Genomic DNA, 26,737 nt, shown 5'->3' with positions numbered 1-26,737 from the left:
ATTCCGGTGTTCAACCGTCTGCATGACCTCTCGCCCTGACACCTACCGCCCGCTGATTGGCATGTTCTGGATGCTTGCCGCCGGGTTGTCTTTCGTTGGCATGAATGCGCTGGTGAAAATCCTTGGTACCAGCATGAACCCGATTCAGGCGGCGTTCCTGCGATATGTATTGGGGCTGGTTTTTCTGCTGCCGGCCTTGCGAGCGATCTTTGGCACCCCTTTGACGCGCAGAAATCTGACCTTGTTCGGAGTGCGCGGCGTGGTCCATGCGATTGCGGTCATGTTGTGGTTCTTCGCGATGACCCGCATCCCGCTGGCCGAGGTAACGGCGATGAACTACCTCACGCCGGTTTACGTGACCTTGGGTGCGGCACTGTTCCTTGGGGAAAAGCTGGCCTTCCGTCGCATTGCGGCTATCGCTGTGGCACTGATCGGCGTCGTGATCATCCTGCGGCCCGGATTTCGGGAAGTGCTGCCGGGCCATCTGGCCATGCTGGGCACCACGCTCGCACTCGGAGGGTCTTATCTGCTGGCCAAGCTGCTGGTGCGCGATGTCCGGCCCTCGGTCGTGGTCGCGCATCTGTCGATCTGGGTCACCATTGCCCTGATCCCCTTTGCCTTGGCGGTGTGGGAGACGCCCAGCCTGCGCGATTTGGGGATCTTGTTCGTCATCGCCAGTTTCGCAACCGCCGGGCACTATTTCATGACACTTGCACTGCAAGCCGCGCCCGTTGCGGTCACGCAGCCCGTTACCTTCCTGCAGTTGATTTGGGCGACATTACTGGGCACATTGGTCTTTCATGAGCACATCGATTTTTGGGTTATCGCCGGAGGCACGCTGATCCTGACCGCCGTCAGCTTCATCACCTGGCGCGAAGCCAAGATCGCGCGGAGAGGGTCCACGCCACCAACACCTGCGCAAGGGTCAGAGAACCCGGCGGAAGGCCGAAAAATGGTTATTGATTGACGAGTCAATAAAAACGCCTTAGCCTCCACTCATCAGCAGATGGTGCAGAGGGGCGGAGATGCCGAAACTCGGAATGGAGCCGATCCGGCGGGAAGCGATCGTCAAGGCGACGATTGCCGAGCTTGGCGTCCAGAAATCCCTTGATGTTACGGTTAGTCAAATCGCCAAACGGGCTGGCATGTCCAGCGCGCTCGCCCATCACTATTTCGGCGGTAAAGAACAGATCTTTCTGGCCGCCATGCGCCGTATTCTGTCAGATTTCGGCGCCGAGGCGCGTACCCAGCTTGACACTGCCGCCCCTGATGAGCGCGCACAAGCCATTATTCGCGCCTGCTTTGCACCATCCTGTTTCACCCCCGATGTGATTGCAGCATGGATGACATTCTATGTGCTGGCACAAACCAATGACGATGCGCTGCGTCTTTGGCAAATCTATCAGGCTCGCATCCGGTCGAACCTGATCCACGCGCTGCGCCCGCTGATGCGGGACCCGATTGAAGCAGCGGAAGATATGATCGCGTTGATCGACGGGTTGTATATCCACGCCGCCCTCAATGCACCGCAAAAACCGCAGCTCGCGGTAAATCACGCCCTGCGTGTTCTAGAGACCTTTCTCGAGGCCGAAAAATGACAAAACCAAACATTCTGATCCTGATGGTGGATCAGCTCAACGGAACCCTCTTTCCCGACGGTCCCGCTGACTGGCTTCATGCACCGAACCTGAAGAAACTGGCCGAGCGCTCAACCCGGTTTGCCAATGCATACACTGCGTCGCCTTTGTGCGCGCCCGGGCGGGCCAGCTTCATGTCCGGTCAGTTGCCCTCGCGCACCGGGGTTTATGACAACGCCGCCGAGTTCCGCAGCGATATCCCGACATATGCGCATCACCTGCGCCGCGCGGGTTATTACACCTGTCTGTCAGGCAAGATGCATTTTGTTGGCCCTGATCAGTTGCACGGGTTCGAAGACCGTCTGACCACCGATATCTACCCCGCCGATTTCGGCTGGACGCCCGATTACCGCAAACCCGGTGAGCGGATTGACTGGTGGTATCACAACATGGGCTCGGTCACTGGCGCAGGTGTCGCCGAAATCTCGAACCAGATGGAATATGATGACGAGGTCGCCTACAACGCCACGGCCAAGCTCTATGATCTGGCGCGTGGCAAGGATGACCGTCCGTGGTGCGTGACCGTCAGCTTTACTCATCCACATGATCCCTATGTGGCACGTCGCAAATACTGGGATCTCTATGAGGATTGCGAGCACCTGCTGCCCGAGGTTGCGGATATCGGCTACGACAATCAGGACCCGCATTCCAAACGCATCTTCGACGCCAATGACTGGCGCAGCTTTGACATCACGGAAGAAGACGTTCGGAAATCCCGGCGCGCATATTTCGCCAATATCTCCTATCTCGACGACAAGATCGGAGAGATCCTGGAAGTGCTGGAAACCACACGGCAAGAGGCGATTATCCTCTTTGTTTCCGATCACGGCGACATGCTGGGTGAGCGCGGATTGTGGTTCAAAATGAACTTCTACGAAGGTTCAGCGCGGGTGCCTCTGATGATCTCGGCGCCGGACCTGCCTGCGGGCCGCATTGATGCGCCAGTGTCCACGATTGATGTGACCCCCACGCTCGGGTCATTGGCCGGCGTGGACATGGCCGAGATTGCGCCCTGGACAGATGGTGAGGACCTCGTGCCGTTGGCGCAGGGTGTCGAACGCACCGCGCCGGTGGCGATGGAATACGCGGCTGAGGCGTCATATGCGCCGCTGGTTTCGCTGCGCTATGGCAAGTGGAAATACAACCGTTGCGCGCTGGATCCTGATCAGCTGTTCGACCTTGAGGCTGATCCGCATGAGCTCACCAATCTGGCGGGTAACCCCGAGCATGCGGGTACGCTGCAAACCCTGCGCGCCAAGTCCGAAGCCCGCTGGGATCTGGACCGTTTCGATGCCGATGTTCGCGCCAGCCAGGCCCGACGCTGGGTCGTTTACGAGGCTTTGCGGCAGGGTGGCTATTACCCGTGGGACTACCAGCCGCTGCAGAAAGCGTCCGAACGCTACATGCGCAACCACATGGACCTGAACATTGTCGAGGAAAGCCAGCGTTTCCCGCGTGGCGAATGACCTGACCCCGAAGACCGGAATACCAACAAATGACCTACCCAACCCAACCCACCGCCAGCCACTTCATCGGTGGTGAATATGTTGAAGACACTTCTGGCACAGCGATTGAGGTGATCTATCCGGCGACGGGCGAGGTGATCGCGACCGTGCATTCGGCCACGCCGGCAATTGTCGAACGTGCCATCGAAAGCGCCCGTGCGGCCCAGAAACAATGGGCAGCCACCAGCGGAACCGAGCGTGGCCGTATCCTGCGTCGGGCCGCCGACATGATACGCGAACGCAATCATGACCTGAGCGTGCTGGAAACCTTCGACACCGGTAAACCCTATCAGGAAACCTCGGTCGCCGACGCGACCAGCGGTGCCGATGCGCTGGAGTATTTCGGTGGCATGGCCGCGACACTGACCGGCTCACATATCCCGCTTGCCGATGGTGACTGGGCGTACACACGGCGTGAACCGCTGGGGGTATGTGTCGGGATTGGAGCGTGGAACTACCCCACTCAAATCGCATGCTGGAAGGGCGCCCCTGCGCTGGCCTCCGGCAATGCGATGATCTTCAAGCCGTCCGAGACCACACCGCTTTGCGCGTTGAAGGTGGCGGAAATCCTGCATGAGGCCGGGCTGCCAGCCGGGCTTTACAATGTGGTGCAGGGTTTGGGTGAGGTTGGTGCAGCGCTGGTGAGCGATCCGCGCGTCGATAAGGTGTCGCTGACCGGCTCCGTGCCGACCGGCAAAAAGGTTTATGCGGCTGCGGCCGCCGGGTTGAAGCATGTCACGATGGAGTTGGGTGGCAAATCCCCGATGATCGTGTTCGACGATGCCGATCTGGAAAACGCGGTATCGGGCGCCATTCTGGGGAACTTCTATTCCTCCGGTCAGGTCTGCTCGAACGGGACCCGCGTGTTTGTGCAGAACGGTATCAAAGAGGCGTTTCTGGCACGGCTCAGCGAACGACTGCAGCAGGCGAAAATCGGTGACCCGATGGATACGGACACCAGTTTCGGCCCGATGGTCAGTCAACGGCAAATGGAGATCGTACAGGGCTACATCGCCAAGGGCGTCGAGGAAGGCGCACGTCTGGCCACCGGAGGCGCGCGTCTGGATCGCGACGGCTTCTATCTGCAGCCCACGGTCTTTGCCGATGTCACCGATGAGATGACCATCGCCCGCGAAGAGATTTTTGGCCCCGTCATGGCGGTTCTCGACTTTGTGGAAGAAGACGAGGTTATGGCCCGTGCCAACGATACGGAATTCGGACTGGCTGCGGGCGTGTTCACTCGTGATCTGACCCGTGCCCATCGCGTCGCAGCCGGGTTTGAGGCCGGAACATGCTTTATCAACAGCTACAACGACGCCCCGGTCGAAGTGCCCTTTGGCGGCTCAAAACAGTCGGGTGTCGGGCGCGAGAATTCAGCTGCGGCGATCGAGCACTATTCGCAGCTCAAGTCGGTCTATGTCCGGATGGGCGATCTGGAAGCGCCTTTCTGACGTCAGGGGCGCGTAATACGAATTTCCGGGTGTGCCCAGTGCCGCCCGTTGCAGGGTCAAGGGCCCAGGGGACTTAAATGGAAGCAGATTTTGTCATCGTAGGCGCCGGATCCGCCGGATGCGCAATGGCCTATCGGCTGAGTGAAGCCGGAGCTTCAGTTCTGGTGATCGAACATGGCGGTACCGATGCGGGTCCGTTCATTCAGATGCCGGCGGCACTCAGCTATCCAATGAATATGTCGCGTTATGATTGGGGTTACAGGTCCGAACCCGAGCCGCATCTGAACAACCGCCGCCTGGCATGTCCGCGCGGTAAGGTGATCGGCGGTTCTTCATCGATCAACGGGATGGTCTATGTGCGCGGCCATGCACGCGATTTCGACACCTGGGCTAAGATGGGCGCGGATGGCTGGTCGTACGCTGACGTGCTGCCCTATTACAAACGGATGGAGACGTGGCATGACGGTGGCCATGGTGGAGACGCCACGTGGCGTGGAACCGATGGCCCCCTGCATGTATCGCGCGGCCCTCGTCAGAACCCGTTGTTCAAGGCCTTCGTCGACGCCGGGCAGCAGGCCGGATATGAGGTGACCGGCGACTATAACGGCGAAAAACAGGAAGGCTTCGGCCCAATGGAGCAAACCGTCTGGAAAGGACGGCGCTGGTCGGCGGCCAATGCCTATCTGAGGCCCGCCCTCAAGCGGGACAATTGCGAGGTTGTGCGCGGGTTGGCGTCTCGAATCGTGATGGAAAACGGGCGTGCCACAGGCGTTGAGCTGATCCGTGGCGGCAAGCCTGAGGTCGTCCGTGCGCGGCGCGAGGTGGTGCTGGCGGCCTCGTCGATCAACTCGCCCAAGTTGCTGATGTTATCGGGCATTGGCCCGGCAGCGCATCTGGCTGAACATGGTATCGAGGTGGTCGCGGATCGGCCCGGTGTGGGTGCCAACCTGCAGGACCATCTGGAGCTTTACATCCAGCAGGCCTCATTGCAGCCGATCACGCTCTATAAGCACTGGAATCTGATCAGCAAGGGGGTGATCGGGGCGCAGTGGTTGTTTACCAAAACAGGTCTGGGGGCGTCGAACCAGTTCGAAAGTGCAGCCTTCGTCCGCTCCAAACCTGGCGTCGAATATCCGGATATTCAGTATCACTTCCTGCCCATGGCGGTGCGCTATGATGGTCAGGCTGCTGCCGAAGGGCACGGTTTTCAGGCGCATGTCGGGCCGATGCGATCCCCGTCGCGCGGGGCGGTGACTTTGCGTTCGGCGAAGGCCGAAGATGCGCCGGTGATACGGTTCAACTACATGAGCCATGAGGAAGACTGGGAGGACTTCCGCACCTGCATTCGACTGACCCGCGAGATATTCGGGCAAGACGCGTTCAAGCCCTTTGCCGGAAAAGAAATCCAGCCCGGCGCTGATGTTCAGACCGATGACGAACTGAATGCCTTTATCGCCGAACATGCCGAAAGTGCGTATCACCCCTGCGGCACCTGCCGTATGGGGCGCGCGGATGACAAAAACGCAGTCGTCGATCCGCAGGGTCGCGTGATTGGGGTCGACGGGCTGCGCGTGGCTGATAGTTCGATCTTTCCGCAGATCACCAACGGTAACCTCAATGCGCCCTCGATCATGGTGGGGGAAAAGGTCTCGGACCATCTGCTTGGCAAGGAGGCGCTGCCGAAGGCCAATGACCGGCCGTGGATCCATCCGGAATGGACGATTGCGCAGCGATAAATACCGGTATTCTTTGGCGCGGATTTGATCCGCGTCAAAGCAACACTTGCCGGGTATCTTTAGCCTTGGGACGTAATGCAGATATAGGAGCGCACAGAATGTCCCACACCCCGCATGAACTGGCCGAGGAATTCCCCGAAAAGGTCGAATTGATGAGCCAGCTCAAGCAAACGGACGCGCATTTCGCGCGCCTTGCGGATGAATATCACGAGGTCAATCGCGTCGTGCATCGTGCTGAAACCAATGTCGAGCCGATGGAAGAGCTGGCCGAGGTTAATCTTCGTAAGAAGCGCGCGGCGCTCAAGGACGAAATCTGGGCGATTTTGTCGAAAAGCTGAACGCAAGTCGGGGGCTCTGCCCCCGTCTTATTTGAGTTACTTCCAACACAAGAAAATCAGGTGACCTCGTAGGGCAGCGTGCCGCGGGTATGAGCGTCGATTGTCAGGCGGCGTTCCAACGGTGGGACCGAGCGCTGGTGGCAGGTTTGGCGTTCGCAGATGCGACAGGAAATGCCGATGGGCTCGAACGCGCTGGCGTTGTTGATGTCGAGATTATCGGCATAGACCAGCGCCTCGGCGTGACGGATTTCACAACCCAGAGCAATAGCATAGCGGCGCACCGGCGCACCGAAGGAACCGCCGGATTTCGAGACATCGCGGGCGAGCGAAATATACCGGACGCCATCAGGTGTTTCTGCCAGCTGCTGCAGGAAATGGCCGGGCGTTTCGAAAGCGCGATGGACATTCCACAACGGGCAGGCCCCGCCGAAGCGCGCAAATTGCAGCCGCGTGGCCGAGTGGCGTTTGGTGATCGTTCCGGCCTGATCGACGCGGACAAAGAAGAACGGAATGCCCTTGGCGCCGGGTCGCTGCAAGGTGGATAGGCGATGGGCGACCTGTTCGATGGATGCCCCGAACCGATTGCTCAGCAACTCCAAATCATGCCGGTAATCCTGCGCTGCCGCGAGAAAGGCGCTGTAGGGCATCTGCGAGGCACCGGCGAAATAATTGGCCAGACCAATCTTGGCAATCGCGCGGGCCTCTTCGCTCTGGAAGCGGGCGAAGTCCAGCGTCGCCTCGAGCAGTTTGTCCTGACTGATCAAAGCCACCTGCAGCAACAACTGGAACACCTGCGTCTGAGGGGCCGCGCGTGAGGACAGGCGCAGGGTTTTGTCTTCGGCGCTGTAGCTGCGCAAGGTTTCGGTATCGGTAAATGTGACGTGTATGCCGCGTTCGGACAAGCTGTTCAGGGCGGCTTGTCGAATACCTCCGGCCTCCTCTGCGCGGGCGGCAAACCGTTCAGCTGCGCGATCCACGGCGTCGATATAGTTGTCGCAATAATGGAAGAAGTCGCGGACCTCTTCCCATGGGCTGGCCTGAATGCGGGCGTCTTCGCGTCCCAATGCCTCGTCCAGAGAGGCGAGGCGTTCATGCGTTTGCCGATACGTGCGATGCAGTTCGATAAACGCCCGCGCCAGAGCAGGGGCATTGGATGCGGTCAGTCGCAGGTCGGCCAAAGGCGGCATGGTGTCGGCAAAGACCGGATCGGCCAGCGCTTCGCGCATGTCTGAAACAAGGCGCTCGCTGTCACCGGTGCTGAGTTCGGTGACGTCCATGCCGAACTCCTGCGCCAGAGCCAGAACAACCGTCGTCGAGATCGGGCGGTTGTTGTTCTCCATCTGGTTGAGGTACGGCAGAGAAACGCCCAGTTTTGTAGCGAATTCTTTTTGCGTCAGAGTCAGGCGCGTGCGCATTTCGCGCAGTTTTGCGCCGGCATAGAGTTTCTGGGTGGCCATAGTGGTTCTTTGCAGCTTTCCTGAAACTGCAAGCTAACTTTGCAAACCCTTGCGCGCAAGCGTCTATAGGCCCAATTGCTTCTCACGCCAGATGACGCTGCTGATCGCGAAGATTGCAAGGATCGAAGTTGCCAGCATCAGCCACAGCAAAGGCATGGCACCGGTTTCGCGCGTCAGCAACGCACCTGCCCAGGCGCTGAGGCCAGCGCCGCCGCCCAACATGATCGCCCCGCTGAGGCCCGAGGCGGTAGCGGCCAGATGCGGGCGTACGGACAAGGCCCCTGCGGTGGCATTGGGGATCGACATACCGTTGCCCAAACCGACAAAGGTCATCAGCCCGAAGAAGCTGATTGCGGTGCCCATATCCATCAGGAACAGGGTGGCTGAAATCATGACGCCGGTGGCGTTTAGCCAGCAGCCCCAAAGCACCATACGGTTGACTCCGAAACGCACGGAGTAGCGCCCGCTGATGAAATTCCCGAAGAAATAGCCCAGTGCCGGGGCGCCGAAATACACACCGACCTCAGCCGCAGTCATACCGAAGACTTCGGTTCCGATGAATGGCGCCCCGCCCAAATAGGCGAAGAAGGCCCCAGACGACAGCGCCGAAGACAGCGAATAGCCCCAGAAGCGCGGAGAGGTTAGCAACTCGGGGTATTCGCGGAACTGCTGCACCAATGTTTTACCGCTTGATGCGGCCGTTTCTCCGAAATCCTGAAAGGTCAGCCAAAGGGTGAGGGCGGCCAATCCGAAAGGTAGCCAGAAATTGGCTTTCCACCCGAACGCTTCCTCAAGCAGGCCGCCAACCGCAGGGCCGATCATCGGGACTACGGCCATCCCCATCGTGACATAGCCGAGCATCGATGCGGCCTTGTCCTGAGCATACATGTCCCGTACCGCGGCACGGCTGAGGACGATGCCCACAACGATCACGGCCTGGCTCATCCGAAAGGCCAAGAATATTTCGATCGTCGGTGCGTAGATGCAACCTAGCGTGGCCAGCAGAAACAGCGCGAGCCCCCAAAGCAGAACCGGCCTGCGCCCGGCCTTGTCAGCCAACGGGCCAATCAGGATTTGCAGAACAGCATTGACAAGCAGATAGAGTGCGATCGACAGCTGCATCGTCTTGTAATCGGTCTGGAAATAGGTCGCCATAAAGGGCAGGCTGGGCAGGTACAGATTCATGCTCAGCGCGGACAGGCCTGACAACAAGACGAGCGTTGCAAGCGAAGGTGGCGTACGGCTGACTGAGGGTGAGCTGAACTGCATGGTTCACCTTTAGTGCCTGCGCGTATGAATTACCATCGGCAGTTGTGGCTTGATGTGTTAATTAGCAAATTTGCATTTACTTCACGAGATATTGCTATAGATTTGCAAATTTGCCGAAAATGTCTTTGGGGTTCAGATCAGGCCCGTTATGGTCCCGCAAAATTTCACAGGGGACTACCGTCATGAAAGACATCCTTTCCGAGCTTGAAGATCGCCGCACCAACGCCCGGCTTGGCGGTGGGCAGAAACGGATCGACGCGCAGCATGCGCGCGGCAAGCTGACCGCACGCGAGCGGATCGAATTGCTGGTCGATGAGGGCAGCTTTGAAGAGTTTGACATGTTCGTCAGCCATCGCTGCACCGATTTCGGGATGGAAAAACAAAAACCTGCGGGGGATGGGGTCGTAACCGGGTGGGGCACGATCAATGGCCGTATGGTTTATGTGTTCAGTCAGGATTTCACCGTGTTTGGTGGCTCGCTGTCGGAAACCCACGCACAGAAGATTTGCAAGATCATGGATATGGCGGTGCAGAACGGCGCGCCGGTGATCGGGATCAACGACTCGGGTGGGGCGCGGATTCAGGAAGGTGTCGCTTCGCTTGCCGGTTACGCCGAGGTGTTCCAGCGCAACATCATGGCCTCGGGCGTGGTGCCGCAGATCAGCGTGATCATGGGCCCCTGCGCCGGTGGCGCAGTTTATAGCCCTGCCATGACCGACTTTATCTTCATGGTCAAAGACACATCTTATATGTTCGTCACCGGCCCCGACGTCGTGAAGACGGTCACAAACGAGGTCGTCACCGCCGAAGAGCTGGGCGGGGCCTCGACCCATACCAAGAAATCCTCGGTTGCGGACGGCGCGTTTGAAAACGATGTCGAAGCCTTGGCCGAAGTGCGCCGCTTGGTCGATTTCCTGCCGCTCAACAACCGGGAAAAGCCTCCTGTGCGCCCGTTCTTTGATGAGCCTGACCGGGTCGAAACCTCGCTGGATACATTGATCCCGGACAATCCGAATACGCCCTATGACATGAAAGAGCTCATCACCAAGATCGCGGATGAGGGTGATTTCTACGAGATTCAGGAAGACTACGCCAAGAACATCATCACCGGTTTCATCCGGCTGGAAGGGCAGACCGTTGGCATCGTAGCAAACCAGCCGATGGTTTTGGCAGGCTGTCTGGACATCGACAGTTCGCGCAAGGCGGCGCGGTTTGTACGCTTCTGTGATTGTTTTGAAATCCCGATCCTGACCCTCGTGGATGTACCGGGCTTCCTGCCGGGGACCAGCCAGGAATATGGCGGAGTGATCAAGCACGGCGCCAAGCTGCTGTTTGCTTATGGTGAGGCAACCGTGCCGAAGGTCACCGTCATCACTCGCAAAGCTTACGGCGGGGCTTATGACGTGATGGCCTCGAAACACCTGCGCGGCGATTTCAACTATGCCTGGCCCACCGCTGAGATTGCGGTGATGGGGGCCAAAGGCGCGACCGAGATCATCCATCGCGCCGATCTGGGCGATGCGGAGAAGATCGCGCAGCACACGCAGGACTATGAAGACAGGTTCGCTAATCCCTTCGTCGCCGCCGAGCGGGGCTTCATCGATGAGGTGATCATGCCGCAATCCACCCGCCGCCGCGTGTCGCGCGCGTTTGCAAGCCTGCGCGGCAAGCAGCTGAAGAACCCGTGGAAGAAGCACGACAATATTCCGCTGTAAGTGAACTGAGCAATCCTGAGCCGTTGTTGCATGACACACTTTGCCAGACATAAGACCGCACCGCCCCCCAGGTCAGTGCGGCTGACCCCGGAGGGAGGAGCCCGCCATCGGCGGGTCCGGGGTTTGGTCTTTGCAGCCTTGATGGCGCATCTGGTCAGCCTGGCACATGCGGGTAACACCCTGCCGGTGCCTTCGGGCCAGCCGGTCGAACTCAACAATGTTCTGTTGGATAACAATCCCGGCGAGCTCTGGGTGCGGTTCCGGTTCATTGCGCCCAAGATCGGGTCAACGGCAGGGCACATCACCTATGATATCGCCGTGATCGACATGGAGCACCTGTGTCAGACGCTGGCCGTTCCATATGTCGCCAAACATGGGCTAGAGCCCGCCCGCGTGGTGATCTCATTCTCGGATCGACCTGTTGAATTCGGTACCTCAGAACCGGATGCAACTCAGTTCTTTGAGGCCTACCGGCTGGAGCAATCCAAGTGTATCTGGGAGGGGCTCTGAGCATGATCAGTGACAATCATACACTCAGGGCAGCTCATTCCAATACTGCGGCTTCGGAGGTGCGCATGATCGCTCTATCCCTGCAACAAGGCGGGTTTTCCTGCCTTTTCAAAGTTCTAACCCCGATGGTGTCGACATGTTGAAACATCGTGGATTCCCCGGCCGGCTTACCGGCACAGACTTTCAGTTCACCATTCGGCGTGCCAACCCCAAGGGTGTAACGCCGTTGACCCGACGTGAGCGGTTTCGGGATCGCAAACCCGCCGACAAACGCGCTGATGCAGCTTTCATCGAGGCGCTTTGGGCGCATTTCGGCGATCAGCCGTTTGAGCGCGGAAATCTGGACGCCGGACGCCTCAGCTGGCTGTTCGGACGCGAAGTAGTGGCGGCGGAAGATCCGTTCGACCCAGCCAGCTACGAAGCATTGCTGGTGATCGATCTGGATATCGCACGTCAGTCGTTTCCCGAAATTTTCGATGGGGCAAACTAATCGTGTATGGGGGCGTCGCGCATAACCTGAACTCGGGTCATGACGGTGTGACCCTGCCCGCGAACGGGCAGGGTGCGCTGTTTGGATCAGAAGTTCAACTGCGCGGCAAACTGAACGCGGCTGGCATCGAAGTCGTCGCCAGAAATCGTATCGTTCCGCTCACCATAAATGTACTCGGCGCTGAGCGTCAGGTTGTCAGTTGCCTGATAGAAGGCGTTGACGTGGATAGTTTCGAGTTCGGTGAACGACAATGTCCCAGTCGAAGTCGGCAGGTCATAGTCCTCGTAGCCATACGAGACACCCACATTCCATTTGGGGGTCAACTGCTGTCGGAGTTCGACAGTGAAACCGTCAACATCGTTGGCTTCACCACCAACGATGGGATCACCCAGGCCAATCAACCAGGGGCCAAGGGCTTCACCGGTGACATAGTTGGCCTGGATCAGGCCACCTTCCCAAAGACGCGCCGAGGCGGACAGAGTCAGACCTGTCTGGTCAACCTCAGTGCCGCCATCTTCGGCTTTACCGTAAAGAAGGGCACCGCGGGCAATGTACTTGCCGTCATTATATTCGGCCGAAGCAGTGAAGACCGGATCATCCGAGTTCGAGCCTCCAACATTCTCTTCGATCGAGACGGCGAAGCTGGTGTTTTTCACCGATGTGTTGGTGTAACGCACCTGCGGAACCCGCGCGAAAGCAATACCAACAGGGCCATTGAATTCGACCGAAGTCGGATAAGTGTCCAGTGGCTGGAAGTTGGTCCAATATTGACCGATCAGCCATTGGTCGCCAATCCGGATGTTGGCGTGACGGATCCGGAATTCTGCGGTGCCGCCCGAGCCAAACGCATCAACTTCGATCTGGCCCTGAATGTCACCGATTCCCGAAGGGGTGTTGGTGCGCAGTCCGATCCGCGATTGACGGACCGTGGCACCAAAGGTACCGCTGGTGGCAGCCGAGGGCTCTCCGACCACGTTCACGAACGCGGTGTCGCCCTGATCGAAATCGAAGTCATAGAAGAAGTCGGCCTTGACGTAACCATAGACGTCCAGCGTGGTGTTTCCGATCTGCAGATCGCCGGTGCCCGACCCGGCTTTGCCAGCCTCAAGTGCTTCGACCCGGGCGCGCAGCGCGTCCAGTTCGGCCTGAGTTTGTGCATCTTGCGCCAAGGCTTGCATTCCAGTCATGGAAAGCGCGCTGGCAGCAAGCAGGCTTGCGGTTTTACCCTTAAATATCATGGGGATACTTCCTTGTGTGCGAGTGTGCAACGACACCGTTTCACGCAAGTGTGTGTGAGGGAAATCACCAAATTGAGAGAGAATCAGCGCGAATTCTCAAACAAAAGTGTTAACGAATGTTCATCGTTTCACAGCTCAGTGAGACCAATTTGTAAATCGCTGTTTCTATGGGTGAATTCTACTCACAGCCTGGATATTCGACGTGAATTGCGAGGCGCAGCATTCATCCGCCCGGGTGTGATTTGTAACGGGAACGTGACAACGGCGGCGGGTAAATCGTCTGTGCGCCCCAAACCACGCATAGGCACAAATCTGCGCGGGATTTCGCCGGATGGGCAGATTTCAGCCGGATTTTCCATTGGAAACAATGAGTCTGTTGCGCCCCGGATTGTACAATGCAAGCTGAACGGGCCGTGCGGCTCTACTTTGCCTGCGTCGCACAAGCACCTACTATTCCGTACCCCTTCCTTCCGCGGGCAGGCTTGTGTTCCCCACATGGTCCTGCCCGCGTTTTTCTTTTCTGCGCAAGCACGAAAAGAACGGCAAAAAGCTGCGCATAACGCCGATTTGTCGGCTTTGATATTGCATAACAATGCTGGGTTTCGGCATCTGGCGACAAAGACGTCAAGAAACCTGAAAGGGCAGTATCTATGCGAACCTCACGAATTTTCCTTGTACTCGCGACCTGCGCGGGCCTTGCGGCCTGCGGTGACACAGTGGGCGAACAGGCCATCCTTGGCGGCGGTGCCGGGGCGGTCGGTGCAGCGGTCCTCAGTGCGGACCCGCTGTTCGGCGCTGCGGTCGGTGCCGCGGGCAACGTGCTGTATTGCAAGACGCAGAACAACTGCAACTAACTCTGAATTGATCGGGGCGGTCCAAGTCCCGTCCGTCATCGCGCATCACGCCGTCGTGGGGTTCACGCCCCACGGCGGCGTTTTGCGTTTCCAGAACACCAAGACAAAGGACGTTCCATGTTCAACAAGATCCTGATCGCCAACCGGGGCGAGATCGCCTGCCGGGTCATCAAGACCGCGCGCAAGATGGGAATCGGCACCGTTGCCATTTACTCGGACGCGGACAAGAACGCGCTGCATGTGTCGATGGCGGATGAGTCGGTGCATATCGGCCCGCCGCCTGCCAACCAGTCTTATATCGTGATCGACAAAGTCATGGATGCGATCCGCCAAAGCGGCGCGCAGGCGGTGCATCCCGGTTATGGCTTCCTGTCCGAGAACTCTAAATTCGCTGAGGCGCTGGACGCTGTAGGCGTGGCTTTTGTCGGCCCTCCGGTGGGCGCGATCGAAAGCATGGGGGACAAGATCACATCGAAGAAGATCGCACAGGATGCGGGTGTTTCGACGGTGCCCGGCTATATGGGCCTGATTGAGGATGCGGATGAAGCCGTCAAGATCTCCAACGACATTGGCTATCCGGTCATGATCAAGGCCAGCGCCGGTGGTGGCGGTAAAGGCATGCGGATCGCCTGGAACGATGAGGAAGCGCGCGAAGGATTCCAGTCGTCCAAGAACGAGGCTGCGAACTCGTTCGGTGATGACCGTATTTTCATCGAGAAGTTCGTGACCCAACCGCGCCACATCGAAATTCAGGTTCTGTGCGACAGCCACGGCAACGGCATCTATTTGGGCGAACGCGAATGCTCGATCCAGCGCCGCAACCAGAAAGTGGTGGAAGAGGCACCATCGCCTTTCCTTGACCCTGAGACCCGCAAGGCGATGGGCGAGCAGGCGGTGGCCCTTGCCAAGGCTGTGAACTACGCCAGTGCCGGCACTGTTGAGTTCATCGTAGACGGAGAAAAGAATTTCTACTTCCTCGAAATGAACACCCGCCTGCAGGTGGAACACCCGGTGACCGAACTGATCACCGGCGTGGACTTGGTGGAGCAGATGATCCGCGTGGCCGCCGGCGAGGAACTGTCGATCAACCAGGATGACGTTACGCTGACCGGCTGGGCCATTGAAAACCGCCTTTATGCCGAAGACCCCTATCGCGGCTTCCTGCCCTCGATCGGTCGTCTGACCCGTTATCGCCCGCCACAGGAAACTGCGGCTGGTCCGATGCTGGTGAATGGCAAATGGCAGGGTGATGCCCCCGAAGGGCCGTCAGCTGTGCGCAACGATACCGGCGTCTATGAGGGCGGCGAGATCAGCATGTATTACGACCCGATGATCGCAAAGCTCTGCACATGGGCACCGACTCGTGAGCAGGCGATTGAGGCCATGCGCGTGGCGCTGGATAGTTTTGAGGTTGAAGGCATCGGCCACAACCTGCCGTTCCTGTCGGCGGTGATGGATCATCCGAAATTCATCAGCGGCGACATGACCACGGCCTTTATCGCCGAAGAATATCCGGAAGGTTTCGAGGGCGTAGAACTGCCCGAGGCCGATCTGCGCCGGATCGCAGCCTCTTGTGCTGCAATGCATCGGGTGGCCGAGATTCGCCGCACTCGCGTGTCGGGCAGGATGGACAACCATGAGCGCAAAGTTGGTTCTGATTGGGTTGTCACCCTGCAGGGTCAGGAATTTGCCGTTGCCATCGATGCAGACAAGGATGGCTCGACCGTGACTTTCGCAGATGGCACCACTTCACGTGTTGCATCGGACTGGACGCCTGGCGACCAACTGGCCGTGCTGGACGTGGACGGCAGCCCGCTGGTTCTGAAGGTTGGCAAGGTTTCGGGCGGTTTCCGCATCCGCAATCGCGGCGCGGACCTCAAGGTGCATGTGCGTACTCCGCGTCAGGCCGAACTGGCTCACCTTATGCCCGAAAAGCTGCCGCCAGATACGTCCAAGATGCTGCTCTGCCCGATGCCCGGTCTGATCGTGAAGATCGATGTCGAATTGGGACAGGAAGTACAGGAGGGGCAGGCGCTCTGCACTGTCGAGGCGATGAAGATGGAAAACATCCTGCGCGCCGAGAAGAAGGGTGTGGTTGCCAAGATCAACGCAGGCCCCGGCGACAGCCTGGCCGTCGACGATGTGATCATCGAGTTCGAATGATCATGTTCGCGCTTTCGCAATATCACACCGGGTCTCCGGCGTTCCGCGCCGGGGTCTTCGGGCGTGGCGAAAGCGCTCAGCCGCCCTCGCGCCGTTCGCGGATTTCGCGTTCGCGCAGAGGGGTTTTGTCGATGGACCGACCGATCTCGCGCACGCTCCAGGGGCTGGGCTTGCGCAGCTTGACCACGCCGTCCTTGTCGACAAACACCATCTGGAACCCGCGCGGTCGCAGCTGCGAGCGGATTGGTGACCGCGCCTTTGGATCGGTATCGGTCAATACGATCACGTCGCGATCCCGCATCGCCTCTTCTCCCTCCAGCAGCATGTCGATCTGCTGTTGGAAACGCGGGTCAGCGGGCGTGTCGGCGAAGACGACGATTGGGCGATTGACCCAGAGGAACTCATCCAGCGTGCTATCGCCGGCGGGCCGGACAAAAGCGTCATCCGCAGGTGCGGACCCGTCGGCTGCCATGGCGGCCAGCGGGAATAGTGCCGAGAAAACAAGGGCAAGCGTGCGTGTCATGTGGCCTCCTGTTGTGATGAATATAGCCTCTGCTTGGGCGAATGCGACTGGCGAAATGTCCATAAGCATCAAAAATATGTTCATCAGACGCGGTTCTATCCATCAAGTAGCCACCAGAGGGTACAGAAAACCCGCCATTCCTTCGATCTTTCGGACAGGAGTGTAAGCGGATGGAAATTATACTGCATTGCGGCGCACATCGGTGTGCAAGCACCAGTTTCCAGAACTATCTAAGCCGGAATACTCAGATACTCGCCAATCAAGGATTGGCATATTGGGGGCCGGAACGAACACGTTCCAATGGCCTCAACAGCCTGAACAAGCTAACGCCCGAGGTCTGTGACAGGATACGTCGCGAGTTGGATGCATGTCAGCAAGATGGTGCGATGCAGCTTTTGGTCAGCCAAGAAAACTTTGTGGGCTCGATGTCGCGCAATATTGCCTTCGCGTCACTTTATCCCGGACTGCAGAAGCGCGGGCGTCTCTTGGCGCAGGCCTTTGGTGGCAGAGAGACCAAAATCGCTCTGAATATCCGAGCGTTGGACATGTATTGGTCTTCCGTGGCCGCCTACAAGTTCAAACGTGGCGGTGACCCTATCGAGCCGGCAAAATGGAAACGCATCGTGCAAAGCAAGCGGAGCTGGCGCGATGTCATCACCGACTTAAATCACGCCTTCCCGAACGTCCCATTGCTCGTTCTGCCTTTCGAGGATTTCGCGGGCTGTCAGCAGGCGCAGCTTGCGGCGCTGATGACTGGCCCCGCGCCCGCATTCAGCGACGGCCTTGCGCTGAATGCTGCACCCATGCCCGCGCCCTATGGACTGAGCGCTGAACAGGCGATGAAGCTTTGGGCCGACTACGCCGATGATTTGGAATGGCTGGCCTCAGGTGCTGATGGGCGGGCCGAACTGATCTGCCGGACAGATGAAAATATGTGCGGGGCCACCCCCGCCGAAACCGGAATTGAACAGAGGAAACCGACATGACCGACACGAAAGACTGGCAGGCGCTGGCCGAGAAAGAGCTGCGCGGACGCCCGTTGAACGATCTGACCAAGGAAACATTGGAAGGCATCGACGTCAAACCGCTCTATACGCAGGCAGATACCGCTGATCTGCCGCATATGGATTCTTTGCCCGGTTTTGGTCCGTTTACACGGGGCGTGAAGGCGACGATGTATACGGGCCGCCCGTGGACCATTCGCCAATATGCCGGTTTCTCGACCGCCGAGGAATCGAACGCCTTTTACCGGCGCAATCTGGCCGCGGGTCAGCAAGGTGTTTCCGTCGCCTTCGACCTAGCGACGCACCGCGGCTATGACAGCGACCACCCGCGCGTGGTGGGCGATGTCGGCAAGGCAGGTGTGGCCATCGACAGTGTCGAGGACATGAAAATCCTGTTCGACGGTATCCCGCTGGACAAGGTCTCAGTCTCGATGACGATGAACGGCGCGGTGATCCCGGTTCTGGCCAGCTTCATTGTTGCGGGTGAAGAGCAAGGGCATGACAAATCCGTGCTGTCGGGCACCATTCAGAACGACATTCTGAAAGAGTTCATGGTGCGCAACACCTATATCTATCCGCCTGAGCCGTCGATGAAGATCATCTCGGACATCATCGACTACACCTCGAACGAGATGCCCAAATTCAACTCGATCTCGATCTCGGGCTATCACATGCAGGAAGCCGGGGCGAACCTGGTGCAGGAACTGGCCTATACGCTGGCGGACGGGCGCGAATATGTCCGCGCCGCAACCGAGGCCGGGATGGACGTGGACAAGTTCGCAGGCCGTCTGTCCTTCTTCTTTGCCATCGGCATGAACTTCTTCATGGAGATCGCCAAACTGCGCGCCGCGCGGACCCTGTGGCATCGCGTGATGACCGAGTTTGGTGCGAAATCCGAACGCTCGAAGATGCTGCGCACCCACTGCCAGACTTCGGGCGTGTCGTTGCAGGAACAGGACCCCTATAACAACGTGATCCGTACTGCTTATGAGGCCATGAGCGCGGTTCTGGGCGGCACGCAGTCGCTGCACACCAACGCTCTGGACGAGGCTATTGCGCTGCCCACTGATTTCTCGGCCCGCATCGCGCGGAACACGCAGCTGGTGCTGCAGGAAGAGACCGGCGTGACCGATGTGGTCGATCCTCTGGCGGGTTCCTATTATGTCGAAAGCCTGACCAACGAGCTGGTCGAAAAAGCCTGGGCCCTGATGGAAGAGGTCGAGGAAATGGGCGGTATGACCAAGGCCGTCGCCAGCGGCATGCCCAAGCTGCGGATCGAGGAAAGCGCGGCGCGCCGTCAGGCCATGATCGACCGGGGTGAAGAAGTCATCGTCGGCGTCAACAAATACCGCAAGGAACAGGAAGACCCGATCGACATTCTGGACGTCGACAACGTGGCCGTGCGCGAAGCACAGGTCGCCCGTCTGGAACGCATCCGCGCCACTCGAGACGAGCCCGCCTGCCAAGCGGCGCTGGACGCCCTGACCAACACCGCCAAAGAAGGCGGCAACCTGCTGGCCGCCGCCGTCGAGGCCGCCCGTGCCCGCGCATCCGTAGGAGAGATCAGCATGGCAATGGAAAAGGAATTTGGCCGCCACCGCGCCGAAGTGAAAACCCTGGCCGGTGTCTATGGTGCCGCTTACGAAGGTGACGAAGGTTTTGCCGCGATCCAGAAATCCATTGAAGATTTTGCCGAGGCCGAGGGTCGTCGTCCGCGTCTGCTGGTGGTCAAGATGGGGCAGGATGGTCACGACCGCGGTGCCAAGGTGATCGCGACGGCGTTCGCGGATATCGGGTTTGACGTGGACGTTGGCCCTCTGTTCCAGACCCCTGCAGAAGCGGCACAGGACGCGGTGGACAACGATGTGCACGTGGTTGGGATCTCATCACAGGCTGCCGGGCACAAGACATTGGCGCCACAGCTGGTCGAGGAGCTGAAAAAGGCCGGGGCCGAGGATATCATCGTCATCTGTGGTGGTGTCATCCCGCAGCAGGACTACCAGTTCCTTTATGACCACGGCGTCAAGGCAATCTTCGGTCCCGGAACCAATATCCCCGATGCTGCGCAAGATATCCTGCGTTTGATCGGCGAAGCCAAAACCTGACGCGGGCCAAGATTTTTCGTACGAAAAATCTTGTGATCCTGCGCCTTTGCGGAAAACATGCGACCAGACCCATGCGGTCTGGTCGTTTGTCTTTGGGAGGCGTCTTCATGTTACTGGATCATCTGGCCGTTGCAGGCGAAACGCTGGAAGAGGCCTCTGCCCATATCGAACAGGCGCTGGGCGTGCGGTTGCAGGCGGGCGGCAAGCACGAAAAATTCGGAACGTATAACCGGCTACTGGGTCTTCGCGACGGGCTTTATCTGGAAGCTATTGCAATCGACCCCGAAGCCCCCAACCCTCAAAGGACCCGTTGGTTCGATCTGGATCGGTTCGCCGGATCACCCCGCCTGACAAACTGGATTTGTCGGGTTCCGGATATTGAGGCATCGCTGACCGTCTTTCCCGATGGTGTCGGCCAGCCTATCGATCTGGCCCGGGGGGCTCTACGCTGGCGGATGGCGGTCCCACCAAACGGACGTCTGCCGTTCGACAATCTCTTTCCCGCGCTCATCCAATGGGAGGGTGATCTGCATCCGGCGCAAATGCTGCAAGACAGCGGCTGCCGGTTGCGCCGCCTGATCGTGTGCCACCCGGATGCTCTGGATCTGGCCAAGAGCTTGGGTGCGCTGGATCATGTCGTGTTTGACAGCGGCCCCGCTGCATTGTGCGCCGAAATTGAGACACCCCACGGGCTGCGCGTGCTGGAATGAATATCCGTCAAGCGGTAGCCGAAGACGCACCCGAAATTGCGGCGATTGCGAATGCGATCATCCGTGACACGCTGATAACCTTCACCACCGATGAGCGTAGCGTCGAAAGTGTGGCCGCAGAGATCGAAACCCGAGGCCCTGCCTTTCTGGTGGCCGAGCGCAATGGCGAGGTTCAGGGTTTTGCGACCTACGGGACCTTCCGCGCGGGTCCCGGATACGCGCAATGCTGCGAACATTCGATCCAGTTGGTGCAGCAAGCCAGAGGGCAGGGTATGGGCCGGGCGTTAATGCAGGCATTGGAGGACATCGCAGCCGTAAGCAAAGTACATGTTCTTGTCGCGGGTATTTCATCGGCTAACCCTGCAGCGATCGCCTTCCATTCGGCGATTGGCTTCGAACAGGTGGGCCGTATGCCCGAAGTGGGGTTCAAATGGGGGCAACGGTTGGATCTTGTTCTAATGCAAAAAATACTCGGCCCGCAGTCATCTGTCGCACCTGACAGTCGCGTCAAGTCACGCTAGGGTGCGCCCATGTCAATCTGGAGCAGAATAGCCGACGCGCTGAACGCGCTGGCCCAAGGCGAAAGCCTGACCGCAGTTTTCGAAAAACTGCGCACGCCGCCCGAGCGCTCGGTGGCCTTTGCGATTGCCGTCGTGGCACTTGGGGCCAAGATGGCAAAGGCCGATGGTCAGGTGACACGGGATGAGGTGACGGCATTCCGCGAAGTGTTTCAGATCGCGCCCGAGGATGAAGACGGCGCGGCCAAGGTCTTTGACATGGCCCGAACCGACGTTGCGGGCTACGAGGACTATGCCCGCAAGATTGCCGGCATGTTTGCCGAAGACAGCACGACGCTCTGCGATTTGATGGAGGGGCTGTTTCACATCGCCATGGCGGATGGGTTTTATCACCCCAACGAAAACCAGTTTCTGGAGGATGTCAGCCGCATCTTCGGCCAGACCGACGCGCAGTTTATGGCGTTGCGGGCGCGTTTCGTGCCGGATGCCCCGAAGGACCCTTATACCGTTCTGGGCGTGGCGCGCGATGCTCCACTGTCGGAAATTCGCAAGGTCTGGCGACAGCTCGTGCGGGAAACGCATCCCGATGCAATGATAGCCCGTGGCGTTCCGGAAGAGGCCGTGCGTTTGGCCGAGAAAAAGATGATCGACATCAACCGCGCCTGGGATGAGATCAACGGCGCCCGGGTCTGAGCCGTGCGTCTGGCGACCTACAATATCGAATGGTTCGCCAACCTGTTTGATCGTAAGGATAATCTCGTGGTCGACGACAGCTGGTCGGGTCGCCACGATGTGACCAAGGCCCAGCAGATCGAAGCAATTGCCAAGGTTCTGACGGCGATTGACGCCGATGCCGTGCTGATCGTCGAGGCCCCGAATACAGGTAAAACCCAGAATACGGTGCGCGCCCTGCAGGGTTTTGCTGCGGCCTTCGATCTGCGCACAAACCATGCGATCATGGGATTTGCCAACAACACCCATCAGGAACTGGCATTGCTCTATGACCCGGAAGTGCTGAAGGCCCGTCACGACCCGATGGAGACCGACGATGCCCCACGGTTTGACCAAGAGTTTCGCATCGATCTGGATGTGGATGCGACCGAGGATCAGGTACAGTTCTCGAAACCGCCGATGGAGATGGCGATTGAGACAACCTCGGGGCAGGTGTTCCGTCTGATCGGGGCGCATCTGAAATCCAAAGCCCCGCATGGGGCCGGGTCGCGCGACGAGATGATCCGTATCTCGATTGCCAACCGTCGCAAGCAGCTGGCCCAGGCGGTTTGGCTGGCCCGGCGAGTCAAGCACCATTTGGCAGAGCAGGAACCGGTTATCCTGTTGGGGGATCTGAATGACGGGCCGGGGTTGGACGAGTTTGAACATCTCTTTGGCCGCTCATCGGTCGAGATTCTGCTGCAGGCGGGATTGTACGACCCCCATGCTGCGCAAGCATTGGAACTGCGCCCCGGTCCGGTTCCGGCAACAGCGCGCTTTGCCCGCCCGAAAGAAGGGCGGTATCTCGAAGCACTTCTGGATTACATCATGATCAGCGATGACCTGCGCGCCTATGAGCCGGACTGGCGCATCTGGCATCCGTTTCGTGACGCTGCCTGTTGGGCCAATCCCGAGCTGCGCGAAGCCTTGCTCACCGCGTCAGACCACTTCCCGGTGACGCTGGATATCAAGCTCTGACCTTTCAACCTTCGCTGCAGCTGCTTATATTCACGATATGAGACATCTTATGCTGATCTCTGCGGCATGCACCGCACTGGCTCTGCCTGCTCAGGCGCAGGAAGATTCGGACAAATCTCTTATGGAGCGGGGCGCCGAGTTGTTCCTGGAAGGCCTGCGCCAGGAAATGGAACCCACGCTCGAAGACCTGTGGGGGCTTGCAGATCAGTTCGGCCCGGCCTTGCAGTCTTTCATGCAGGAAATGGGTCCGGCACTGGCTGAACTGGCCGCTCAGGTGCGGGATTGGAGCGCTTATGAAGCGCCCGAGATGCTGCCGAATGGTGATATTATCATCCGCAAGAAATCCGAAGAAAAACCTGAGGAGCGCGCTCCGCAAGAAGAACCTTCGGACGGCTTCACTGATATCTGATCATCCCCGCAGGATCACGCGCGGTTCGGATTTCAGCGCCGATGCCAGAGAGCTAAATCGTGCCTCGGCCACCTCGTTGAACAACGGGCCAGCTGCTTTGGGCAGGCGCAGCTCAAGCACTTGTTTCTTAGGGTAAAAGCGTAGTTTGCCCATGGTCGCGTCACTCTGCATCCACAACATTGCTCCAAAGCGGAGCGCCTTACCCAGAATCTCGGCCTGCTCCTGCCCGCGCTCGTCGAGCAGTTCATAGAGGTCGATGAAGCGGCTACCCTCGCGCTTGTTGCGATATCTGTGTTGTAGTGCCAGCCCGATGAACACCCGCTCGGAGTGCTTGATCCCGCTCATGTTGGCGCGGGTGACGTATTCGAAACAGGCTTCGGCCCGGTAATCCGGGTGGGCACGCCAGCTTACGTCATGCAAAAGACAGGCGGCCTTGATCAGCCGTATCTTTTGATCGGGGGCCGAACGGAACAGAGGCGTGACAAAATCGAACAGGTGTTTCCCAAAGCCGGGCAGGCGCGCATCCTTGGCCTCGGCAAAACGGCAGGCTTCGATCAGCGGATCACGGTCGCGCAGACGTTGAGGCATCTGCTCATACAGCAAACCCTCGCGAATCCCATAGCTTGAGATCGCGATATCCTTGGGTTTGAACGTGCGAATCAACCGTGTCAGCACATCCATCGCATACGGGATCAACGCCATACGTGATCCCGAAACGCCGGCCTGCGCGCGCAGCGTATCCGGGTCGTTATTTTCGATGAACTTTATGGTTTCACGCACTTGACCTTGAGTCATGCGGTATTCGTGCAGAACGTTTAGCGGATAACCCCGGCGCAGCATGTCCAGCCGGGCAAAGGCGCGCCAGCTGCCGCCGACCAGAAACAGACGGTCGCGCTGGGGGCCCATCCGGTCGCGCATCTCTTCCAGAGTTTTCTTGATATAGGCCTTGCGCGCACGTCGTCCGCCCTTGATATCGCGCAGCTTCAGCGGCCCCAGAGGGGATGTCATGCGCCGCCCGACCTTGCCGCCGCCAATCTCGGCCAGCTCGACCGAAGATCCGCCGATATCACAGATAAGCCCATAAGCGCCCGGCCAACCCAACAACACGCCCTGCGCTGACAGCCGGGCCTCTTCCTCGCCATCGACTACGTTGATGATCAGACCGGTTTCAGCTTCGACTTGGGCGCAGAATTCCGGCCCGTCGCTGGCCTCGCGCACCGCGGCCGTCGCAACCGCATGCAGGGCAGGCAAACCCAGATCGTTGGCGAGAAACTGAAATCTCCGCAAGGCGGCCAATGCCCGTTTGCGGCCTGCCGGGTTCAGCCGGCCCGTTTCAGACAGGCCCGCACCAAGTTCGCACATCACCTTTTCGTTGTAGAAATAGGCGGGCGAACGTGCTGCACCGTCAAAGATCACCATCCGGACCGAGTTCGACCCGATATCGACGACCCCGACCCGAGACAGCGCGCGGGCACCCGGGTCTTCGAACAGAGGCTTTCCGAAAAGCCCGTGATCCGGGAAATCAGTCTCGGCGGTCTTGGTCATGGTGTCCCCAGGTCTTTTGCGCGACAGGATGCGAGATCACCCCGCACCGGTCAATTGTCGACATCCGATTGTTCGGCTTCTGTGTTCAATAGACGCACCGCCAGCGTACGGGTGATGTCACGCTTTTCAGTCAGCGCAATGTCATCGAGTTGCTCGACCATCCGCGCGGCGGCTTCAAAACTGCGATCCATGTGTTTGACGAGATAGGCGATCACATCCGGCCCGGGATTGAGCTGTCGGTCGGTAAAAAGCTTGGCCAGCACCGCGCCCAACAGCGCATCGTCGGGCGCCTCAAGCGCGACGTGATGCGCGCCCTCGACCCGGCTTTGCAGATCGGCCAGGGGCAATTGCCAATGCTTCGGGGCGGCGCGTCCGGTCATCAGCAGGGCGTGCCCTTCTGCGAGCACCAGGTTGTGCAGGTGAAACAGGGTTTTCTGTTGCTCTGCATCAGCCGCGATCACCGGAACATCCTCAACCGCAACGGGCGCGCGGGCCAGATCGGGTACGTCGTCATAGCGCAGGGCGGCTGCCTGCACGATCCGCCCGCCGGTCTCGGCTGCCCAGACATGGGCCAGATGGGTTTTGCCAGATCCAGCAGGGCCGCTTAGCACCAGCTTGTTGCCGGGCCAGGACGTGGCCGAGATCATCGCAACCGCCAGCGCATTGGCAGGCGAGACAAAAAAATCCTCGCGGCCCAAGGCGGTCTTGGACGGCAGATCAAAGCTCAGCTGGGTGGCCATTATTCGTCTTCCTGCGGCAGCCCTTCAAGCCCGGTATAGAGGCGGCTGCCCATATATTGCTGGGTTGCGAACCGCGCCAGCACGCCTAGGGCCGCAGCGACTGGCACCGCAACCAGCATGCCCACAAAGCCAAACAGGGCGCCGAAGACAGACAACGCCAGCAGCAACCAGACGGGATGCAGGCCGACCGAACTGCCAACCAATTTCGGGGTCAGAAAGTTGCCTTCGGTCACCTGCCCGATGGCAAAGATACCCGCGACCATGCCGACATGTGCCCAGTCACCCCAGAACTGAAACAACGCCAGACCGATGGCCAGGGTGCCTCCGATCAATGCGCCCAGATAGGGAATGAACGTCACCAGACCGGCGATGAAACCAACGATCAGGCCAAACTGCAGGCCGACCAACATCAGCGCCACCGCATAGTAGGTGCCAAGGATCAGGCAGACGGTTCCCATTCCGCGCACGAACGAGGCCAGAACCGCATCGATTTCACCCGCCAAACGCTTGATCGTGGGCGCGTGATCGCGGGGCAGCAGCTCTCCGATCCGGGCGATCATGCGATCCCAATCCATCAGCAGATAGACGGCCACGACGGGGACGATAACCAGCAGTACAACAACGTTGATCGCGGATCCCAGCGAGGTAAGGACGGTCTGCAGCACATCCCCGGTCTTGGATTTCAACGTCTCTCCGAACGAGACCAGCATCTGGTGCGTGTTAGATTCGCGGTCCAGCAGGGCCGGGAACTGTTTCTCGATAAAGGCGCGCAGCTGTTTGAAAAGACTTGGTAACGTATCGACAAGATCCAGCAACTGGGTGATCAGCGCGGGAACCACCATCAGGATCATCAGGACAAAGCCAAGCACGCCGACAACTGTAATGATGCCTGTCGCGGCCATCCGTGACAGACCCAGCTTTTCCAGCCGGTCGGCCACGGGGTCGAGGAAATAGGCAATTGCTCCGCCGATCACGAAAGGCAGCAGCACGTCACCCAGAAGGTATAGAATCACCACAAAGATCGCGGTGGCGAAGCCCCAGTATCTGAGCTGATCCTTCACCGGCAAGGCCATGGCGCATTCCCTCGTTGCACAGCGTTGCCGTGTTCTTGGCCCATGACGCCCCATGATG

The 26,737-nt window shown here is 59.0% G+C and carries 25 protein-coding genes; 18 read left to right on the top strand and 7 right to left on the bottom strand.

The genetic code is table 11. The features are described 5' to 3' along the window. Positions 1 to 22: 22 nt before the first annotated feature. The 6 genes from ACR3EM_RS09340 (at position 23) to ACR3EM_RS09315 (ending at position 6,667) form a co-directional block, all read left to right on the top strand. Positions 23 to 967 carry a DMT family transporter gene (locus ACR3EM_RS09340; RefSeq protein ID WP_480470438.1) on the top strand — a complete coding sequence of 315 codons (945 nt, stop codon included), beginning with the start codon at positions 23 to 25 and terminating at the stop codon, positions 965 to 967. A 58-nt stretch (positions 968 to 1,025) separates the two neighbouring features. Continuing rightward, on the top strand, positions 1,026 to 1,598 hold the full coding sequence (betI, locus tag ACR3EM_RS09335; protein WP_480470437.1) for a choline-binding transcriptional repressor BetI: 573 nt from the start codon (positions 1,026 to 1,028) through the stop codon (positions 1,596 to 1,598). Further along, positions 1,595 to 3,103, top strand: a complete 1,509-nt coding sequence (gene betC, locus ACR3EM_RS09330; RefSeq protein WP_480470436.1) for a choline-sulfatase — start codon at positions 1,595 to 1,597, stop codon at positions 3,101 to 3,103. Before betI ends, betC begins: the two co-directional genes overlap by 4 nt. Positions 3,104 to 3,132: 29 nt before the next feature. Continuing rightward, positions 3,133 to 4,593: a betaine-aldehyde dehydrogenase gene (gene betB, locus ACR3EM_RS09325; protein WP_480470435.1), complete on the top strand. Its 1,461-nt coding sequence runs from the start codon at positions 3,133 to 3,135 to the stop codon at positions 4,591 to 4,593. Between the two features lie 77 nt (positions 4,594 to 4,670). After that, a complete protein-coding gene (gene betA / locus ACR3EM_RS09320; protein ID WP_480470434.1) occupies positions 4,671 to 6,329 on the top strand; it encodes a choline dehydrogenase in 1,659 nt (552 codons plus the stop codon). Between the two features lie 98 nt (positions 6,330 to 6,427). Continuing rightward, positions 6,428 to 6,667 carry an HP1242/YdcH family protein gene (locus tag ACR3EM_RS09315; protein ID WP_480470433.1) on the top strand — a complete coding sequence of 80 codons (240 nt, stop codon included), beginning with the start codon at positions 6,428 to 6,430 and terminating at the stop codon, positions 6,665 to 6,667. A 56-nt stretch (positions 6,668 to 6,723) separates the two neighbouring features. On the opposite strand, the gene ACR3EM_RS09310 is transcribed toward ACR3EM_RS09315, so the two are convergent. Both ACR3EM_RS09310 and ACR3EM_RS09305 read right to left on the bottom strand, forming a co-directional pair. Further along, entirely contained in the window at positions 6,724 to 8,124 is a 1,401-nt protein-coding gene (locus ACR3EM_RS09310; RefSeq protein ID WP_480470432.1) for a helix-turn-helix domain-containing protein, read from the bottom strand. A 63-nt stretch (positions 8,125 to 8,187) separates the two neighbouring features. After that, positions 8,188 to 9,393: a multidrug effflux MFS transporter gene (locus ACR3EM_RS09305; protein ID WP_480470431.1), complete on the bottom strand. Its 1,206-nt coding sequence runs from the start codon at positions 9,391 to 9,393 to the stop codon at positions 8,188 to 8,190. Between the two features lie 182 nt (positions 9,394 to 9,575). Here ACR3EM_RS09305 and ACR3EM_RS09300 point away from each other — a divergent pair, with 182 nt between their 5' ends. From ACR3EM_RS09300 to ACR3EM_RS09290, 3 genes are all read left to right on the top strand, one after another. Then, complete coding sequence (locus tag ACR3EM_RS09300) at positions 9,576 to 11,108, top strand: acyl-CoA carboxylase subunit beta (protein ID WP_480470430.1); 1,533 nt, start codon at positions 9,576 to 9,578, stop codon at positions 11,106 to 11,108. A 75-nt stretch (positions 11,109 to 11,183) separates the two neighbouring features. Next, positions 11,184 to 11,618, top strand: a complete 435-nt coding sequence (locus tag ACR3EM_RS09295) for a DUF6497 family protein (protein WP_480470429.1) — start codon at positions 11,184 to 11,186, stop codon at positions 11,616 to 11,618. Between the two features lie 136 nt (positions 11,619 to 11,754). Continuing rightward, positions 11,755 to 12,108, top strand: coding sequence for a hypothetical protein (locus tag ACR3EM_RS09290; RefSeq protein WP_480470428.1), 354 nt, complete (start codon positions 11,755 to 11,757; stop codon positions 12,106 to 12,108). Positions 12,109 to 12,194: 86 nt separating this feature from the next. Here the strand turns inward: ACR3EM_RS09290 and ACR3EM_RS09285 are convergent, their stop codons facing one another. Then, complete coding sequence (locus ACR3EM_RS09285) at positions 12,195 to 13,346, bottom strand: DcaP family trimeric outer membrane transporter (RefSeq protein ID WP_480470427.1); 1,152 nt, start codon at positions 13,344 to 13,346, stop codon at positions 12,195 to 12,197. Positions 13,347 to 13,996: 650 nt separating this feature from the next. On the opposite strand from ACR3EM_RS09285, the gene ACR3EM_RS09280 reads away from it, so the two are divergent. Next, the gene (locus ACR3EM_RS09280; protein WP_480470426.1) at positions 13,997 to 14,200 is read left to right on the top strand and encodes a hypothetical protein; all 204 of its coding nucleotides are present in this window, start codon (positions 13,997 to 13,999) and stop codon (positions 14,198 to 14,200) included. A gap of 117 nt (positions 14,201 to 14,317) precedes the next feature. Further along, entirely contained in the window at positions 14,318 to 16,363 is a 2,046-nt protein-coding gene (locus ACR3EM_RS09275) for an acetyl-CoA carboxylase biotin carboxylase subunit (protein ID WP_480470425.1), read from the top strand. Positions 16,364 to 16,439: 76 nt separating this feature from the next. On the opposite strand, the gene ACR3EM_RS09270 is transcribed toward ACR3EM_RS09275, so the two are convergent. Then, on the bottom strand, positions 16,440 to 16,886 hold the full coding sequence (locus tag ACR3EM_RS09270) for a DUF4174 domain-containing protein (RefSeq protein ID WP_480470424.1): 447 nt from the start codon (positions 16,884 to 16,886) through the stop codon (positions 16,440 to 16,442). Positions 16,887 to 17,056: 170 nt separating this feature from the next. Between ACR3EM_RS09270 and ACR3EM_RS09265 the strand changes: the two genes are divergently transcribed. The 7 genes from ACR3EM_RS09265 (at position 17,057) to ACR3EM_RS09235 (ending at position 23,321) form a co-directional block, all read left to right on the top strand. Next, complete coding sequence (locus tag ACR3EM_RS09265) at positions 17,057 to 17,872, top strand: hypothetical protein (protein ID WP_480470423.1); 816 nt, start codon at positions 17,057 to 17,059, stop codon at positions 17,870 to 17,872. Beyond that, positions 17,869 to 19,995 (top strand): methylmalonyl-CoA mutase, encoded by a 2,127-nt coding sequence (scpA, locus tag ACR3EM_RS09260; RefSeq protein ID WP_480470422.1) that lies wholly within the window; start codon positions 17,869 to 17,871, stop codon positions 19,993 to 19,995. Before ACR3EM_RS09265 ends, scpA begins: the two co-directional genes overlap by 4 nt. Positions 19,996 to 20,102: 107 nt before the next feature. Further along, positions 20,103 to 20,705 (top strand): VOC family protein, encoded by a 603-nt coding sequence (locus ACR3EM_RS09255; protein WP_480470421.1) that lies wholly within the window; start codon positions 20,103 to 20,105, stop codon positions 20,703 to 20,705. Continuing rightward, positions 20,702 to 21,226 (top strand): N-acetyltransferase family protein, encoded by a 525-nt coding sequence (locus ACR3EM_RS09250; RefSeq protein WP_480470420.1) that lies wholly within the window; start codon positions 20,702 to 20,704, stop codon positions 21,224 to 21,226. Before ACR3EM_RS09255 ends, ACR3EM_RS09250 begins: the two co-directional genes overlap by 4 nt. Positions 21,227 to 21,235: 9 nt before the next feature. Then, positions 21,236 to 21,916 (top strand): TerB family tellurite resistance protein, encoded by a 681-nt coding sequence (locus tag ACR3EM_RS09245; protein WP_480470419.1) that lies wholly within the window; start codon positions 21,236 to 21,238, stop codon positions 21,914 to 21,916. Between the two features lie 3 nt (positions 21,917 to 21,919). Continuing rightward, complete coding sequence (locus ACR3EM_RS09240; RefSeq protein WP_480470418.1) at positions 21,920 to 22,912, top strand: endonuclease/exonuclease/phosphatase family protein; 993 nt, start codon at positions 21,920 to 21,922, stop codon at positions 22,910 to 22,912. Between the two features lie 37 nt (positions 22,913 to 22,949). Next, on the top strand, positions 22,950 to 23,321 hold the full coding sequence (locus tag ACR3EM_RS09235; protein ID WP_480470417.1) for a hypothetical protein: 372 nt from the start codon (positions 22,950 to 22,952) through the stop codon (positions 23,319 to 23,321). Here ACR3EM_RS09235 and ACR3EM_RS09230 read toward each other — a convergent pair whose 3' ends face one another. The 3 genes from ACR3EM_RS09230 to ACR3EM_RS09220 are packed head-to-tail and all read right to left on the bottom strand — an operon-like array spanning position 23,322 to position 26,679. Beyond that, positions 23,322 to 24,866 (bottom strand): Ppx/GppA family phosphatase, encoded by a 1,545-nt coding sequence (locus ACR3EM_RS09230; protein ID WP_480470416.1) that lies wholly within the window; start codon positions 24,864 to 24,866, stop codon positions 23,322 to 23,324. A 50-nt stretch (positions 24,867 to 24,916) separates the two neighbouring features. Then, positions 24,917 to 25,606 carry a P-loop NTPase family protein gene (locus ACR3EM_RS09225; protein WP_480470415.1) on the bottom strand — a complete coding sequence of 230 codons (690 nt, stop codon included), beginning with the start codon at positions 25,604 to 25,606 and terminating at the stop codon, positions 24,917 to 24,919. Continuing rightward, positions 25,606 to 26,679 carry an AI-2E family transporter gene (locus tag ACR3EM_RS09220; RefSeq protein ID WP_480470414.1) on the bottom strand — a complete coding sequence of 358 codons (1,074 nt, stop codon included), beginning with the start codon at positions 26,677 to 26,679 and terminating at the stop codon, positions 25,606 to 25,608. Before ACR3EM_RS09220 ends, ACR3EM_RS09225 begins: the two co-directional genes overlap by 1 nt. Positions 26,680 to 26,737 lie beyond the last annotated feature (58 nt).

It is taken from the genome of Ruegeria sp. AH3, from assembly GCF_056536265.1.
The sequence above is the reverse complement of the archived record's forward strand: the minus strand, read 5'-3'. Positions and strand labels throughout refer to the sequence as shown.